The organism is Leptospira sanjuanensis, assembly GCF_022267375.1.
Classification (GTDB): domain Bacteria; phylum Spirochaetota; class Leptospiria; order Leptospirales; family Leptospiraceae; genus Leptospira; species Leptospira sanjuanensis.
Genome location: NZ_JAIZBH010000001.1, coordinates 1,629,107 through 1,645,885, shown reverse-complemented (window position 1 = coordinate 1,645,885; position 16,779 = coordinate 1,629,107). Strand labels below are relative to the sequence as shown.

Below are 16,779 nucleotides of genomic sequence, written 5' to 3'. Positions count from 1 at the left end.
AATGCGGCTCTCAGCGATCCGAATTCAAATTCCGTTTTTAAAAGACAGAATTCAATTTTTTGAATATAGAATCGATCGAATCAAGTCCGAGAAAAGTTTAAAGATTCCGATATAAAAAAAGTTCCTTTCCCGTTTCCAAAACGACCGATCCTTTTTTGCCGGCAGGAAAGGCTCTCACGGGAAGATCGGAACCTTTGATTCTTTCCTTTTTCAGGATTTTTCCTTTTTCGTCCAAGAATACGATTTCCTGATTCACTTCCGCGATAAACCAATCCCCGTTGTGAAACGCGATTTGATAGACTCCGTTTCCGGAATTTCGTTTTTGATCGAGAAGTTTTTTACCGTCCGCATCGTAGAACGCGAGTTTGTCGGGCGCAGAAATCAAAACTTCGCCCGCGTCGGAAACGGCAAGATAAAGTTTGTGAGGATAGATCGCGTCGAGTTCGAAGGATTCTATCTCTTCTCCCTTTTCGTTTAACAAAAGAATTTTGTCCTTGTTTGCGTTCAACAAATGGATCGCGGTCTTCGTTCCGTCCGGCGAAACGGAAAGACTTTTTGTAAACACGGGACTTTTTTCCGAACCGAGATCCTTTTTGATTTTGATCCCGCCTTTCGCGTCCAAGACGAACAATTCGCCTCCTGAAAAGAGAACCCCCGTGATTTGGGAATCGCTCGCAAAACAATAGTCCGTCAAAAATCTCCCGTCCAGTTTACCCGCGCCGGTTCCGTTCCCGTTGATATCCGAAAGGATCACCTGATTATGATCGCCGGCGATCAGTAGAACGATGTTGCCGGAGGGAGAAATTCTCGGATAACTCCGAAACTCTTTCGTCCATAGAATCTCGTTCGAAGGAGAATAGAAATTCACTTCGGCGCCGATCTTTTTGTATTCGAGATAACCTTTCGCATTGAACGGATATTCGATCCGTTTCGAATCGTCGGTTGCGATTCCATCCGAAGCCGCTATAGTATAATAGGAATTCTCGAACTTATAACCGTTCAAAGCCTCGTCCGGGTTCCAAGCGAAACGTCCGTCGGGGACCATTCCGGCGTGCGCGGGTTTGGAAAACGCCCAAACCTTCTGGATCCCGGACGCTAATGGATAAGGATTTCCTAATACATAAAAGAATAATATCGTAAATACTACGCTGAATCCCGCTACGGTGAGAAGTCTCATGGTTTCTCCTTGAGAAGATTGTATAAAAGATAAATTCCGGTGAACGCCGCATATTCGCGAAACGAGGCTCTTGGAAACGGAAAGTAATGTTCGTGAACTTCGGTCGTTCCGTTTTTTCGAGCCACTCCGAAATATACCAAGCCCACTTTTTTCTGAGGGGTTCCCCCGCCCGGTCCGGCGATGCCAGTGATGCTGACCGTAAGATCCGTGTTCAGACGTTTCAAAGCGCCCTCTGCCATTTCCAACGCGGTTTCCCGGCTCACCGCCCCAAAGGCGTCTAACGTTTCTTGTCTAACTCCGAGCACGCCCGCCTTTACGCTATTGTCATACGAAACGATCCCTCCGAAAAAATATGCGGAAGAACCGGCGCGGTCGGTGAGAGTTTTTGCCATAAGTCCGCCCGTACAGCTTTCCGCCGTTCCGACGGTAAGTTTTTTCTCGAGTAAAATTTTCGGCAATTCATCGAAAACGTCCGGAGTCGATTTGGCTCCGTACACTTGATCGATCCTGTTAAGTAAGGATTCGACAAGATCGCGGTCCGAGGATTGGAAACTCACCCGGATATATCCCCGCTTTGCTGCTACTCCCCAGACGACTTTTCCGCTCGTTACGGCTTCTTCTTTTGAAATAAATTCTTTCTGAAAAAGGGATTCGCTCATCCACCAGATAAAACGAAATCCGGAATGAAGTTCCTGTGCGGAGAAAGTTTTCGAGATCCAAGGGGCGAGTTCGTCGCGGAACATTTCCGTCATTTCTCCGGGAACGCCGGGCATACAACAGAGCTTTGCGTTTTCGCCTAACGCGACGATAAAACCGGGAGCGATCCCCACTGTATTGTTCAAAATGACGGAACCATCGGGAACGGAAACCTGACGGAGCGCGGTTTGCATCGATTCTTGAAAGTTTCTTCCACGCAGCCTGTAAAATGCCTCTAATCGTTGTTTGGCGACCGTGCTTTCAACGGGAGCTACCCCATTGAGTTTGCATGCGACTTCCAACGTGTAATCGTCCTCGGTCGGACCAAGACCGCCGGTCATTACCAATAAAACGGGCCGGTCCTTTCCGGATTCTTTTGCGAGTTTGGAAATCTCCTCTTGCAACACAATCGGATCGTCCGGTAAAACCAGGAACTTGGAAACCGTAAATCCCAAACCGAAAAGTTCGTTCGCGATCCAGGAAGAATTCGTATCTTGACTTCTTCCCGAAGTCAGTTCCGAACCGGTGGACAATACGACGATCTTCGGTGCGTTCATCAACTTTCCTTGTCCATCCTTTCCGGTGCGGAAACTCCGATCAAAGCCAGTCCTTCCGAAAGAACGTTCTTAGCAGCGAGACAGATTCTTGCAAGCCCAAGACGCACGGATGGAGAAGCCTCTTTGAGGCGATTATTCTTGCCTAGATAAAAACTCGTGAAGGTTTTCGCGAAGCTCTGCAGATAGTTCGTAACCCGATGCGGTTCCATCGCGTTGGCTGCGTCGAAAATTTCCTCCGGAAACCGGGCGATCCAGAACAGAAGTCTTTTTCGTTCATCAGACATTTCTAATGTAGCGGCGTCTTCTTTAGAAGTTTCGTTTCCGACTTCGCGAAAGATCGAACAGATTCTCGCGTGAGCGTATTGCAGATAAAAAACGGGATTCTTATCCGATTCGTCCTTTGCAAGATCGAGATCGAAATCAAGTGGAGCGTCGAGAGAACGCATTACGAAAAAGTAACGTCCTACGTCTCTTCCGTTTTTACCGAGAAATCCGATGAGATCGCTCATTGTCTGGAACGAACCCGCGCGTTTGCTCATCTTCACCTTTTGTCCCGATTCCAAAAGATTGACTTGTTGAGCGATGATGACTTTGAAGTTTTCCTTTTTGTATCCGAGGGTTTGAACCGCACCCGTTAGTCTTGCAATGTAACCGTGGTGATCCGGTCCCCAGATATCGAGGATCCGATCATATCCCCTTTCGATCTTATTTTTATGGTAGGCGATGTCCGCGAGAAGATACGTCGGCCTGCCGTCGTCTCTTACGACGACCCGGTCCTTGTCGTCTCCGTATTCGGTGGATCGAAAAACCTTCTTACCTTCCTCTTCGAAAATTTTTCCGGAAGCCTCGAGATCCTTCATCACGGACAAAACCTTGTTTGCGTCGTGAAGCGTTTTCTCGCTGAAGTAATTATCGAATTCCACTCCGAACGCATCCAGATCCTTTCTTTGCCAAATCAGATTACTTTCGACGGTCCAGCCGGAACAAAGTTCCGCGAGTTCGCGGTATTTCTTTTCCTTGAGGAGAATTTCTATCTTAGCCGACTTTTCCGAATCCCGCAAAAGAGAACTTGCAATATCCTTAATATACTCTCCCCTGTAACCTTCGGATGGAAGAATGTTCTTTTCCAGAATCGTTTCGATCGGAGTCTGATCCTCGGCTTCCTGAATCGAAGACGCTTCTCCCTTGATTTCGCGAATCCGAACCAGAGTCGAAACGCCGAGAAGAAAAACCTGATTCCCGTAATCGTTGATGTAAAATTCCTTATCGACCTTGTGACCGATCGCCTTCAACAAGGAAGCCATCGCATCTCCGTTAGCCGCCGCTCTTGCGGAAACGATATTAAGAGGACCTGTCGGATTTGCCGAAACGAATTCAAGATTGATTTTCAAAGGATCGAAAACCTTCGGAAAAAAGTTTCCCGACAATACGGACGTTTCGATAAAATGGAGCAAGAACGACGGAGCGATTCTGAAATTTACGAAACCGGGGGGAGTAAAATCCACCGTCTCGAATAGATCGGTTCTTTTTTGCAGGATCGCGACGAGGCCTCCCGAAACCTGCACCGGATTCTTTTTTAGAATTTTAGAATTTTCTAATGCAAATGAGGTCGAGTAATCTCCGAACTTTTCATCTCTGGAATATTCGATCTTGATTTTTAAAGCGTCTTTGTCTACGTCTGGGAAGGAGGAAACGAGGGACCCAACCCCTTCTTCCAGGGCTTTTAATACGATTTGTTTTAAAGTTTCATTTTCTTTCATTAAAATTTACCGAAGATTTATCGAGAACGATACGAGTGGAACGAGCCCTTTCTGATCTCAAGAATAGAATTTGTAGGAGGTACGACAATTTTTTTGTAAAAGTTCGGCCCCACCCGCGTTTGGGTGGTGGAGGAGAGGTGGCGGGAAAACCTCGGCTCCAATCTCCCTATCAGAGAAATTGAATTTTTGAAAGCCGAAAATTTTTCGCAAAAATGTAGGAACTCCAACACGATTCTTCTCTTAAACTTTAATTCCTTTCTAAACATTTTACCGTTTCATTGAATCAGAATAAAAATAAGCCGCTACATTCATTTTCTTTCATAAGAACCTGACGAGTAATACTTAAAAAACAAGTCACTGTATTCTTCCTTCCAAATATTCAAAAAAAAGCGCCAGAGCCTCGCAGTTCCCGATTTTCCATTCAAAAAAACTTACAGCGTGTCCCAAAACATAATTTTACTTTACCAGAAAGATCAGCTGCAAGGTTCTGTCCCGGTTTTGGGACAGGTTCTTATTTTTTTTCGGAGCTGTAAAAAACGTTCTTCTTCCTCGAAACTTTCCAGCTGGTTTCCAATTCCTCAAAGACCATTTTTTTGAAGTCCATCATGGAAACAAGTATTGATCGTTTTCCTCTTTCTTCTCTTTCCGCGCGGACCGGAATCTGCACGGGAGTTTTTTGATCCCAACGGATATCCAAAATCACGAGAAACAAAAGGATCAAAAAGTAGAACAGAAAGAGGATGGATTTAAGAAAGTTTTCCAAGATTCTCCCCCAACGCCTCGTAAAGCGTAGTAGATGATTTCAGTTTTTTATGCAGGATCGGTTCAAGCATTCGATTGCAAATTCTGTCGAGGTCCAGAAGAGTTTCAACGGATATTTTTCTCTCCTTCAGATCCCGAAACCTGAGCATCAGAAAAGTCTGAATCCATTGCACGAAACCGAGATCGTTCTGATCCGAATGCAGACAATTCCCGCAGACGAGTTCTAAGGGAGAAGTCTGCAGAGTGACCGAAGTCATTTCCTTCAACTCCGTCCCGCAAGAATGACAAAGAAGCTCCTTGGAAAGAAAGCCGCCGCTAACGAGCAAACGCAGTTTGAAAAAAGGGAGAATGAGCGCGGAAGGTCCGTTCTCCTCCAGCTCTTCCAAAGCTCCGGAAAGAAGACGAAACTCGCCCGGATGTTCGGCGCCGTCCGGTGTAAACGCGGAAGCGAGTTCGACAAGATAAGAAACGAGAACCATTCCGATATAACCGGACTTGGCTCGATCGAAACGATTCAAGAGGGAAATCTCCTTCACGTTGTGAACTTCACGATTCTTTGCGTTGTAATAATCAACGCTCGAAAAGGAGCCTGGTTCCACCGAAGCGATCGGTCTCGTTTTGCTTTTTCGAATTCCGCGGACGCGAAAATTCTCAACCTGCCCTTCTTCGGGAAGAAGTCGGATGATCGCGTCCCCTTCTTGGATCGTCCTGGATTCCAAAACGATCCCGCGCGTTTTTTTTAAAGATCCAGAAGCGCTTCCAGACATTCGTCTTCCTTCTCTTTCATGATTCGTTCCTCTTCCTCTCCCCGTTCGTGATCGTATCCGAGAAGATGTAAAAAACCGTGAACGAGCAGACGATAGAATTCATCCTTTTCGGAATGACCGATTTCCGCGGCTTGTCTGCGGAGAGTATCGACGGAGATAACGATTTCGCCTAACGCGATCGGAGGCTGTATACGAGGATCGGAGTTTTTTCTTTCGGCGAGAACGGCGCCGAGAGGCGCCGAGTCGAATTCGAGCGGAAACGAAAGGACGTCCGTCGTCTTATCTTTGCCTCGACGAAGAAGATTGATTTCCCTCATATCGATGTCGCTTATCAAAAGCAGACTCAAGTCGCAGGGAAAATCGGTCAGTTCCTTTCGAAAAAGAATTTTGCAGTTGGCAAGGAATTCCTCTTCGTTCCACCAGGAAATGACTCCGTAGTCGTTCGAAATGGAAATAGAATCCGCGGTCAGTTGCCTTTCCCCGTTGCGGTTTTCGAGTTCTTATGGCTGTTCGCGGCGTTGAGAGCATTCTTTTTTTCTAATGCTTTCGTGGCTTCCATGCTAGGATATTTCGGTCTGGAATGAAGACTGGACAACAATACTTCCTTAAACGAAGCCTTGATGATTTCGAGGTCGCCTAGGGTAAGTCCGCATTCGTCCAATTGATTTTCGGCGAGTTTGATTCCGATGATCTTCGTGATCAGATTGTCCAAAGATTCGGGAGTGATTTCCTCCAAAGAACGCGACGCCGCTTCCAGAGAATCGGCGATCATCACGATCGCGGTTTCTTTTCTCTGAGGTTTCGGACCCGGATATTGAAAGTCCTGTTTTTTTAACTTCTTCTTTTGTGTGGGAGAAAGTTCGGACAAAGCCTTATGATAAAAAAAGGCCATCGTCGACGTTCCGTGATGTTCGGGAATAAAGTCGATCACCTCTCTCGGAAGCCTCGCTTTTTTAGCCATTTCGATTCCGTCTAACACGTGATCGATGACGATCTTTGCCGCAAGCGCAGGATTGTTCTTGTCGATGTTTTCCTTTTTGGGAATCAAATGCTGATTCTCGACAAAAAATCCGGCATTCGGGATTTTTCCTATATCGTGAAAGTAGACTCCGACCCTTGTAAGGAGCCAATCCAATCCGAGGTTTTGACAAGCACGTTCGGAAAGCGCCGCGACCATAAACGTATGCGTGTATGTGGAAGGAGCCTTAGTCAAAAGATCCTGCAACAAAGGATGGCCCGTGTCCGCAAGTTCCATCAGTTTAAAACGGGTTGGAACGTTAAAAAGATATTCATAGATCGGAAGCAGAAATTGAGCCGCGGTCGAACAGGCAAACCCGTTGATCAGACAAAGAACGTACAATTTGAATATGTTCGACTCGATCAAATCCTTAAGCCAAGAACCGCTCGGAATCGCCACCCAATAGTTTCTCGAATCGAATAGATAACCGCTCGAAGCGATGATGATCTGAACTCCCGCGATATACAATCCCGCCTTGATGAAGTCGATCCGTTTTTTTAGATTTCTTCCATAGCTCGCCGAAACGATGCAGGAAACGAACCCGAGCATAAACGAGGTCGGATTGTAATGCGAAGCCATAAAGACGAAGAAGGAAAGATAAAATCCGATCGCGATGGAAAGTTGTTCGTCGTAGATAAAGCTGATGATGAGACAGACCATTCCCACGGGAACGAACAATGCAAAGTAAAAGATCGTATCGTATTTCGTCTCGAAGTTGAAGAAAATTCTCGATGCGATCGTGCAGCTTAAAACCAAAAACCAGATTAAGGAAAATACGATCACATTACTCGAAACGTCGTTCATCCGTTTCGGATTGTATTTTTTTAAAAAGAAATAGATGATTACGACGAAAACCGTCTGGATCAGAAGAATCGACGCGATCGAAGCGATGTTTGCCCGGGTCGCGTACGTGTTTACGATCTGCAATTTTTTGAATATTTCCGGCGTAATCACCTCTCCGGATTTTACGATCACCTCTCCCGCTAAAATTCGAGAATTAACCGGCTCGGCCCGGTCGGACGCGAATCGTTTTGCGGACAACGTCTCTTCGTTGTTAAACGAACAGGACGGATTGGAATAAATATAACTCAGCGAAATTTTCTGAACGATCGGAAGAAGCGCCGGATCGATCCTAGAAAGTTTTTCCTGCGCCATTCGGTTGAGGACGTTCACCGTATCGGGATCGCGATAGAGATAGGATCTTGGAACGATATAAGCTCCTTCCAAGTTCGAGATTTGTTCTTTGATTCCCTGATTCCGAACGCGAGCGCCGGAAATCTTCAAAGCGGCGTAATCCGGCGGTAAATCCCTCAATATGCAAAAAGAAGAAAATACTAAATTAGAGTATTGTTGAACGAGGTCTTTGAGTTTTCCCTTGCCGGGAGTTTTGTATAAGAGTTCGATCTCTTCTTTGGAACGGTTTTTCCAACGGGGAACGACGCCCAAAAGCTCGGGATACGCCCGACCTTCCGCGCTGGGCTTGAAGGAGCGAAAATTCTCCATATCCTCTTGGATCGCGTTGTTGATCTGATCTTGAAGAGCCGCGTAATCTCGGTCGAAAACGAAAGGAGCGGATTGATAGGCGGCGAGTTTTTTGGCCTTGGTCTTATCCTCGTCTTCGTAGACGATTTCTTTTGCGGATACGATCTTTTCGGGAGCGGTCTTTCCTTCCGAATATAGACCGTCCGGAGAAAGATCCATCTTATCCTGACCGAAAAACGGGATCGCAAGCATCCAAGTCACCATGAGCAAAGTGATGATCACTAAGCCGACTTGAAATCTTCGAACGAATAGAATCGGACGGACTCTGGTAAGCGTGTCCGTAATCCACGCCATTGCGGATTCTACTTGTTCTCCCGGACTGGGCATACGATTACAACTCCTCGAACTTGCGTACGATTACTTCCACGAGAGGGTGTCTGGTAATATCTTCTTTCCCAAAAAACACCATTCCGATTTGATCCGTGTTTTTGAATAAAGTCACCACTTTTTCGAGTCCCGAGCGGCCGTGCTCCAGATCGATCTGAGTCGAATCCCCCGAAATACACATGCGCGAAGATCTTCCCAAACGAGTCATAATCATCTTGAGCTGCGCCAGAGTACAGTTCTGAGCCTCGTCCAAAATGATAAACGCATTCGAAAGAGTTCTTCCCCGCATAAACGCGACGGGCGCGATTTCGATTTTTGTAAGAGCGATGTATTCCTGCGTTTTTTCGGCTCCGATACATTCGTTGAGAGCGTCGTACACCGGACGAAGATACGGGTCCACTTTTTGGTTGAGATCGCCCGGTAAAAATCCGAGGTTTTCCCCCGCTTCCACCGCGGGTCTCGTAAGAATGATCTTATCGATGGTCCCGGCTTGCAAAAATCTACAAGCGGTCGCGACCGAAAGAAACGTCTTTCCGGTTCCCGCAGGACCGAGGGCGAACGTGATTAGATTGTCTTGAAAGGATCTGAAATACGTTTCCTGATTTCTGGTTCTGGGAAAGATATGTTTTCCGCGGTATGTGGTGAGAATTTTCTCGCTCGGTTTCCAAGGCATGGCACGATCGGTTTCGGTTTCCCATACCTTTTTTTTGCGGAGTTCCTTACCTGCGTCTTTTAGAATATAAGCAAAATCGAATGAATCGGTAAAATCCCGGTCCGGTCTTTCCTGATAGTTCGCTTCGAGCTTTTTAAAAAAATCCAGCGCGAAGTCGACCTTAGCCGATTCGCCTTCGAGTTGAAACCCGTTTCCCCTCGGGATGATGTCCATCTCGAGTTGTTTTTCGAGAATTTTTACGCCTTCGTCGTTGATACCGCAGATCTTGCGATATAAGTCCTGGTTCTCGAAATTAAACTGTTCTTTGCGCGTGGAAATAAGTTTATACCTTTACGAGTTTGATCTTGAGTTCTTGGAGCTGTTTTTCCTCCACCGGAGAAGGACATTCGCTCATCAAACAAAGACCCTTTTGTGTTTTCGGGAAGGCGATCACGTCTCGGATCGATTTTCCGTGGGTAAGAAGCATCAGCATACGATCGATTCCGAACGCCAAACCGCCGTGAGGCGGCGCTCCGTATTCCAGAGCTTCGAGCAAGAATCCGAATTTTTCCTTTGCTTCTTCCTCTTCGATTCCGAGAACCTTGAACACTTGGTTCTGAACGTCGCGAGAATGAATCCGGATCGAACCTCCTCCGATCTCGACTCCGTTCATCACGAGGTCGTATGCCTTTGCGGTCGCATTCCCCGCGTTCTTTTGCAGGCTTTCCATAGATTCAAAATATGGAATACTTTCGTCAGAAGGAGAAGTGAACGGGTGATGCAGAGCGTCCCAGCGTTTGTGGTCTTTGTTCCACTCGAACATAGGAAAGTCAACGATCCAAGTGATATTGTTCTCCCCTTCTTTCGGGGTTTCAAAACGTTCGGAGAGTTTGAGACGAAGAGCGCCTAACGAGTGATTGACGATTTCTTTTTCGTCGGCACCGAAGAAGAGCATATCCCCTTCTTTCGAACCGCAGGCTTTGGAAATCGCTTCGAGTTCCTCTTTTTTAAAACGTTTTGTGATCGTGGATTCGAGACCTTCGCTTCCGTGTTTCATATACGCGAGACCTTTTGCTTTGTAGTCTCTGTTCAACCAAGCAGTATAGTCTTCGATTTCCTTTCTGGAAATGATGGAACCGCCCGGAACACAAACGACCTTTACGGTTCCTCCGCTTTTCACCGCGCCCGAGAATACGTTGAAGTCGCAGTCTTTTACGATTTCGGAAACGTCCACGAGTTTCATACCGAAACGAAGATCCGGTTTATCCGAACCGTATTCTTCCATCGCGGTTTTATAAGTCATTCTCGGAAAAGGAACGGTAAGCTGAATGTTAAAAACTTCTTTATAGATTTCAGCGACGAGACCTTCGATCTCGGAAAGAATTTCCTCTTGGCTTACAAAGGAGAATTCCATATCGAGCTGAGTGAACTCGGGTTGTCTGTCCGCGCGTAAGTCCTCGTCGCGGAAACACTTTACGATCTGGAAGTAACGTTCCATTCCGCCGACCATCAGAATCTGTTTGAAAATCTGAGGAGATTGAGGAAGCGCATAAAACTGATTCGGATTCAAACGGGAAGGAACGAGAAAATCTCTCGCGCCTTCCGGAGTGGATTTGTTCAGGATCGGAGTTTCGATTTCGACGAACTTGCGTTTGTTGAGATAATTACGGATTGCGAATATAAATTCGTGCCGTTTGAGCATCCGGTTCTTTAATTCTTCTCTTCTGAAATCCAGATAACGGTATTTCAGTCTGAGTTCTTCGGAAACTTCGTCGAACTCGTCCAAGGAGAACGGAGGAGTTTTTGCAGCATTCAAGATTTCTAATTTGTCCAGAACGACTTCGATGGTTCCGGTCTGCATTCTAGGGTTAATGGATTCAGCGTCGCGTTTTTTAAGAGTTCCGGTTACTGCGAGAACGTATTCGGAACGGACCTTCTCCGCAAGAGTAAAAGAATCGCCGAGAAGTTCTTTGCGCGCGACGACTTGGATGATTCCGGTTCTGTCGCGGAGATCGATGAAGATCACTCCGCCTTGATCGCGAAAACGAAACGACCAACCGTAGAGAACGACTTTTTGACCTTCTTGGGACTCGCTCAATTCTCCCGCCCACGAGCGCTTCTTATAACTTTCCTGAATCCACTGTTCCAATGATTTCTGTTTCCTATGTGAGACCGCAAACGGGCCTCTAAATTAATCTATATTATCAAATCTGCTAAGCTCGGGCCTAAAGGCAAGATGAAAAGAACCGATAGGGCCGGAACGGTTTTTTGCGATGATGATCTCCGCCTTACCGCGCATCTCCGGGCTGATCTCCTCTTCCCCCTTTACCTTTTCTTCTCGATAGATAAAGGACACGATGTCCGCATCCTGCTCGATCGCGCCCGATTCCCGAAGGTCGGATAGCTGCGGTTTTTGATCCTTGGATCTTTGTTCCACCGCCCGGGACATCTGAGAAAGCGCGATGATCGGACATTTCGCTTCCTTTGCCATCTGTTTGAGAGAACGGGAGATGGAAGCGACCTCTTGTTGACGCCCCCCTTCCTTGTTCTTCGGATCGCTCATCAACTGGAGATAGTCGACGACGATTAAGCCGATCTTTTCCGTAGTGAGAAGCTTACGCACACGACCTTTGAAGTCGTCGATCGTCAAACCGCCGGAATCGTCGATGTAAATCGGAGCCGCCGTGACCTTTACGATCGAATCCAAAAGTTTGGGGGCGTCCGAACGGGTAAGTTCGGATTTTTTCAACTTCATCGACTCGACCTGCGAATGAGCGCAGACCATCTTCAGAAGAAGTTCGATTCGGCTCATCTCCAAAGAGAAGATGACGACCGGTTGATTGTAATCCAAAGCCACGTTAGACGCTATGTTGAGCGCAAACGTGGTTTTACCGTTACCGGGACGGGCCGCGAGAATCATCAATTCGTGTTCCTTCAAACCGGAAGTCGCTTCGTCGAGTTTGGTGAAGTTGGTTCGAAGGCCGGTGATCTGCCCCCGATTCTTCATGATCTCCATGATGTAATCGGAGAGAGCGACTTTATCGGTCGAAACGGGAAGCAGACCTTTGGCGTCTATGCTTCTGGAAATTTCTGTGAGATTCTTTTCAACCGTGTTGAAGACGGATTCGTTGTCACCCGGTTCCTTGCGGATGAGTTCGAGAGAATCCTGGAGAATCTTCGCATACATTCTCCGCTCGGAGAAACGTTTAATCCGGGTCGCGTAGTACGCAAGCGGCTGCGTAACGACGGTATCTCTATAGAGAGAATAAATATAATTGAATTCTTTTTCTTCGTCTTTGAGAAGCGAGTTTTCTTTGAGGAAGTTGAGAACGGAAACCGGATCGATCGTGATCCGTTTGTCGACTAAGTCGGCGATCGCCCGATAGACTCTTCTGTGGAGATCCACATAAAAGTCTTCGGGAACGACGGGAACGTCGATCAAGTTGTCCGCCCCTTTAAGAAGCAGGAATCCTAAAAAGGCCCTTTCGGATTCCGGTTCGTATAAGGAGTCGGACTGCATGGTCCCCTAAAGAAGGATTATTCTTCTTCTTTTTTTACGTTGAGCGTAATCACGGGCTGGATTCCGTCTGCGAGACGAATTTTGATCTTGTAAGATCCCAGGTTGCGGATTGGCTCAGCGATTTCGATTTTTCTTTTATCGAGTTCGACTCCGTTCTTTTTCAGAATGGAAGCGACGTCGATCGGAGTAACGGCTCCGAAAAGTTTATCTCCGCCGCCGGTTTTCACGAGAATATCGTATTCTTTCCCGTTCAGACTCGCGGAAACTCCTTCCATCGCTTTTTTACGTTTTTCACGTTTGAGTTCGCCCAACTTCTTCTGGTGAAGAGCGGCTTTGGTGTTTCCTTCGTTTGCACGAACTGCAAGTCGTTTTGGAAATAAAAAGTTTCTTGCGTAACCGTCCGCAACTTCTTTCGTATCTCCGGCGTCTCCGAGATTGATAACGTCTTTTTGTAGGATCACTCTCATGTTCGTACCTCAGTTCACCTTGTAAGGAAGAAGACCGATGCTTCTTGCTTTGCGGATTTCGCGAGCGAGAACTCTTTGATAACGAGCGCTGGTTCCCGTAATTCTTCTTGGAATGATTTTACCGCGGTTAGTGATAAATCTTTCCAGAAGCTCGATGTTCTTATAATTGATTTGTTTCGCAAGTTCCGGGTCCGCTGTAAAACGGCAAACCTTCTTCTTGTATTTGTTCTGTTTTCTCTGCGGCTTGCCTTCCATTTCAGCGGAAGCGTCGCTTTGTTCCGGTCTTTCGGAACGTTCTTCTTTTACTTCGTTTTCACTCATAAGTGTACCTCATTAAAACGGTATGTCGTCGTCACCATCCGGTGCAGGGCTGTAGTATTCCGGAGAGGATGGATAAGAATTTCCTCCGGAGGAAGAGGAGCCGCCCGATGAAGAGGAAGAAGAATCGTCTCTGGAACCGAGAAGTTGAAAGTTTTCAACTACGATCCGGATCCGAGAAGCCTTCTTGCCTTCGGGGGTTTCCCAAGTGTCCTGCTTCAATCTTCCTTCAATGGCAATCTGCTTTCCTTTTTTGCAGTATTGTTGAATGATATCAGCCGGTTTTCCCCAGACTTCGCAATCGAAGAAGTGAGACTCTTCTCTTTTTTCTCCGTTAGACACATAGGTCCGGCCGTTGGCCAAGGAGAAGTTTACGAGAGAAGTCCCGTTGATCGATTTGAACTCGGGGTCCCGCGTTAAGCGGCCGACCAGAGTCACTCTGTTGATATCATTAGCCATTGAGGCGCACAACCATAGAACGAAGGATGTTCTGGTTGATTAAGAATTCTTTTTCCACTTTTTCAATGGCGCCTGGATCCGCGCTGCATTTGTAGTGGTGGAAAATGCCCTGCTCTTCGTGTTTGATCGGATGCCAGAGTTTTCTTTGGCCCCAATCTTCGTCGGAGGTGACGCTCACGGAGAATTTCTTCAAAGTATCCTGAATCTCGGACTTTGCAGCTTCCCGCGCGCTCACACGTGTGATGGTGGTGAGTTCGTAGTTTCTCAAAAGTTTCCCCTATGGTTATAGCCCGCCTGCGGTTCGCGGCGAGCAGAAGAACCGATAATTTAACCTATTTTTTGCGTTTGGAGCCCGGGGTCAAGGTGGAATTTGTCGGAAGATCCAGAAAGGCCCTTTCTTCCTCGACTCGAAGCCTGGTTCCGAGTTCGTTCGATAGAACCGCGATCTCTTGTAGGAACTCCTGCGCTTCTTTGCCTCGAACCGGACGGATTTTGTGGTCCTCTTTCTGGAACTTCCCGAAGATCGGGACAAGCTCTACGGTTTCCAAAACATTCTTTCTAATATGGAGAATTGCAATCAAGTTGTGATTGAGGTAGGAGTTCCTACTTCCGAAAATCAGATTCCCGAGAGAATACAAAATCACCCCGCCCCGATACAATTCCACTCCTTGCGGAATATGCGGATGATGACCGATCACGATCTTAACGCCGGAATCGATCAACGCGCGGGCGATTTTCCTCTGATCCGGTGTCGGAAAGGGAGAATATTCGACTCCCCAATGCAGGGAAACGATCCGAACCGGAGGAGGATTCCCTCGGCGAACGGGACGACGTTCGAAAAAAGCCGCTTGCAAGGAGGGAAGAACAAACGGAGCAACGCCCGATTTCGTAGGAGTCGCGTAATGCGATTGTTCGGCGATCGCCGTAACGGAATGAATTCTCAGATCCGAACCTTTCAGACTAAGGTGCAACGGATCGAATACGTCCGGAAGTTTTTTCCCCGCGCCAATATTTAGAATATTATTTTTATTTAATATACTCAGGGTCTCGACCATCCCGTTCGGACCGTGATCGAAGGAGTGATTGTTTCCGAGAAACACCATGTCGATCCCCAAAAATTTCAGCGAATCGAGATCCTTTTCGTGTGCGGTAAAAATATAAGCCTTTTTGGATTCTTCCGTTTTGGAAGCGACGACAGGAGTTTCCAGGTTGACCATTCGAAAGTCCGCTTCTCCGAACAAGGATTTCAAACCTTCCACGGGCGCAATCTCTCCGTGTTTTTGAATCGTGTCGCGAATTCCCCAATTGAACATAACGTCCCCGCCCGCCAAAACCTTGAGTAGTTCCGGATCCCGGTTGTGTTCGGGATGAAGAACCGCGTCGATCTTGTCTTGGATGATTTCCAGAGCGGAGGGAGAATTCGATTCGTTCGTTTCCGAAGAAGAATTCTTTAAAAACCCGGGGATACAGGAAAAAAATAGAAGAGGAATAAAAAAAACGGCCGCTGCAAAACGAACAACGAATCTGGATTTGATTAGGAAATAAATTTTAGATAAAAGTGAATAAGGCATCTGAAGAAAAGAAAAAAGCACTGTGGGTAAGTTCCCCATTTCATCCAAGATTGGAAAGATTTTTTTCGAGATTTTTCGGATAAGCCGTTAAGAGTCGATAGCCCTTCCCGTTGAAAAAGCGGCTTAATGAAGAGTTTCCTTTCTTTTTAACATCTCCAAGAACTCTTTCATCCGTTTAATTTTGGTTTCTTCCTTCTTTGCATTGTGAATTCGAAAAAGAATCGCGTAACGATTCGCGGAATTCAAAGTTTCAAAGAACTTTTTGGCGGCGGAATTCGTATCCAGAAGTTTTTGAAATTCGTCCGGAACTTCCATCTTACTGGGAGAAGCGTAAGCCTTATCCCATCTTCCGTCTTTCTTGGCCGCTTCGACGGCTGCAAGTCCCGGAGCCTTCATTTTTTTGGAAGCGATCAACTGCTCCGCTTTCTCTCGATTGATCTTGGACCAAATACTTTTGGAACCTCGAATCGAAAATCGTTGAAGCCAATGCGAAGCATCGTATTTCTGTTTTTGACCGTCGATCCAACCGTAACAAAGGGCCACTTGCAGCGCTTCGGCATAAGTGATCGAAGGAATCGAGGATTCTTTTTTGGCGAGTTTGATCCAAATCGCGCAATCGGATCGATGATTCGCTTTCAACCAAGTCGCCCATTCTTTTCGATTTTTAAAAAATAAAACCGGACAACCGTTAAAAATTTCTTTCATAAAAAATAGACTTGAGCGCTTGTTTCCGGGTTTATCAAAGAAAGTTTAAGCGGCGATTACTTCCAGATGTTCCTTTCCGTAATTTACGGCTTTATAGGGAATCTTAGAATCGAACGTCGCGAACTTAACTTTGTGATGAACACTGAGAGACAGCAAATAAACGTCCGTGAGCTGTTTGGAATGGATGGAAACGATATCCAAATAAAACGAGGGAGAATCGATCGAAATCGAATCGGGAATAAACTTATGACCTTTCACTTTCAAAAGGGAATGCAAAATTTCCGAAGCGACCTCTACTCCACCCGGACTCCCTGGATAAGAAGGATGACTTAGAATACGAACGAGCGCGTTTTGAGTGATCGGACATGTCGACCATCCGTTCTTCGCTTTTCGATCAAACCACTGCCAAGCCTTTTCATGAAAGGTATGATTGGAATCACTGAGTGCGATCAATACGTTTGCATCCAACAAGTATCCCATT

At 46.6% G+C, this 16,779-nt stretch carries 17 protein-coding genes; all 17 read right to left on the bottom strand.

The annotated features are described in order from the left end of the window. Window positions 1–97: 97 nt before the first annotated feature. Complete coding sequence (locus LFX17_RS07365; protein ID WP_238745863.1) at window positions 98–1,177, bottom strand: WD40 repeat domain-containing protein; 1,080 nt, start codon at window positions 1,175–1,177, stop codon at window positions 98–100. Then, window positions 1,174–2,430 carry a nicotinamide-nucleotide amidohydrolase family protein gene (locus LFX17_RS07360; RefSeq protein ID WP_238745861.1) on the bottom strand — a complete coding sequence of 419 codons (1,257 nt, stop codon included), beginning with the start codon at window positions 2,428–2,430 and terminating at the stop codon, window positions 1,174–1,176. The genes LFX17_RS07365 and LFX17_RS07360 overlap by 4 nt, the downstream gene beginning before the upstream one ends. Beyond that, window positions 2,430–4,190, bottom strand: coding sequence for an arginine--tRNA ligase (gene argS, locus LFX17_RS07355; protein WP_238729680.1), 1,761 nt, complete (start codon window positions 4,188–4,190; stop codon window positions 2,430–2,432). Before argS ends, LFX17_RS07360 begins: the two co-directional genes overlap by 1 nt. Before the next feature lie 511 nt (window positions 4,191–4,701). Next, window positions 4,702–4,953: a hypothetical protein gene (locus tag LFX17_RS07350; protein WP_238729679.1), complete on the bottom strand. Its 252-nt coding sequence runs from the start codon at window positions 4,951–4,953 to the stop codon at window positions 4,702–4,704. Next, window positions 4,937–5,719, bottom strand: a complete 783-nt coding sequence (gene recO / locus LFX17_RS07345) for a DNA repair protein RecO (RefSeq protein ID WP_238729677.1) — start codon at window positions 5,717–5,719, stop codon at window positions 4,937–4,939. The genes LFX17_RS07350 and recO overlap by 17 nt, the downstream gene beginning before the upstream one ends. After that, a complete protein-coding gene (gene ybeY, locus LFX17_RS07340) occupies window positions 5,692–6,147 on the bottom strand; it encodes an rRNA maturation RNase YbeY (protein WP_319937437.1) in 456 nt (151 codons plus the stop codon). The genes recO and ybeY overlap by 28 nt, the downstream gene beginning before the upstream one ends. Before the next feature lie 38 nt (window positions 6,148–6,185). Beyond that, entirely contained in the window at window positions 6,186–8,606 is a 2,421-nt protein-coding gene (locus tag LFX17_RS07335; RefSeq protein ID WP_238729675.1) for an HD family phosphohydrolase, read from the bottom strand. A 4-nt stretch (window positions 8,607–8,610) separates the two neighbouring features. Continuing rightward, window positions 8,611–9,492 carry a PhoH family protein gene (locus LFX17_RS07330; RefSeq protein ID WP_238729674.1) on the bottom strand — a complete coding sequence of 294 codons (882 nt, stop codon included), beginning with the start codon at window positions 9,490–9,492 and terminating at the stop codon, window positions 8,611–8,613. Between the two features lie 109 nt (window positions 9,493–9,601). Continuing rightward, a complete protein-coding gene (aspS, locus tag LFX17_RS07325) occupies window positions 9,602–11,407 on the bottom strand; it encodes an aspartate--tRNA ligase (protein WP_238745859.1) in 1,806 nt (601 codons plus the stop codon). A gap of 42 nt (window positions 11,408–11,449) precedes the next feature. Further along, window positions 11,450–12,778 carry a replicative DNA helicase gene (gene dnaB, locus LFX17_RS07320; protein WP_238729670.1) on the bottom strand — a complete coding sequence of 443 codons (1,329 nt, stop codon included), beginning with the start codon at window positions 12,776–12,778 and terminating at the stop codon, window positions 11,450–11,452. 17 nt (window positions 12,779–12,795) lie between these two features. Then, window positions 12,796–13,245: a 50S ribosomal protein L9 gene (rplI, locus tag LFX17_RS07315; RefSeq protein ID WP_238729668.1), complete on the bottom strand. Its 450-nt coding sequence runs from the start codon at window positions 13,243–13,245 to the stop codon at window positions 12,796–12,798. A gap of 9 nt (window positions 13,246–13,254) precedes the next feature. Continuing rightward, window positions 13,255–13,566, bottom strand: a complete 312-nt coding sequence (gene rpsR, locus LFX17_RS07310; protein WP_238729667.1) for a 30S ribosomal protein S18 — start codon at window positions 13,564–13,566, stop codon at window positions 13,255–13,257. Window positions 13,567–13,578: 12 nt separating this feature from the next. Next, window positions 13,579–14,022 carry a single-stranded DNA-binding protein gene (locus tag LFX17_RS07305; RefSeq protein WP_118957317.1) on the bottom strand — a complete coding sequence of 148 codons (444 nt, stop codon included), beginning with the start codon at window positions 14,020–14,022 and terminating at the stop codon, window positions 13,579–13,581. Beyond that, on the bottom strand, window positions 14,015–14,290 hold the full coding sequence (gene rpsF / locus LFX17_RS07300; RefSeq protein ID WP_238729666.1) for a 30S ribosomal protein S6: 276 nt from the start codon (window positions 14,288–14,290) through the stop codon (window positions 14,015–14,017). The genes LFX17_RS07305 and rpsF overlap by 8 nt, the downstream gene beginning before the upstream one ends. Before the next feature lie 64 nt (window positions 14,291–14,354). Beyond that, entirely contained in the window at window positions 14,355–15,614 is a 1,260-nt protein-coding gene (locus LFX17_RS07295; RefSeq protein ID WP_406600666.1) for a CapA family protein, read from the bottom strand. Window positions 15,615–15,716: 102 nt separating this feature from the next. Further along, a complete protein-coding gene (locus LFX17_RS07290; protein ID WP_238729662.1) occupies window positions 15,717–16,298 on the bottom strand; it encodes a YdeI/OmpD-associated family protein in 582 nt (193 codons plus the stop codon). A gap of 45 nt (window positions 16,299–16,343) precedes the next feature. Next, window positions 16,344–16,778 carry a TA system VapC family ribonuclease toxin gene (locus LFX17_RS07285; protein ID WP_238745855.1) on the bottom strand — a complete coding sequence of 145 codons (435 nt, stop codon included), beginning with the start codon at window positions 16,776–16,778 and terminating at the stop codon, window positions 16,344–16,346. Window position 16,779 lies beyond the last annotated feature (1 nt).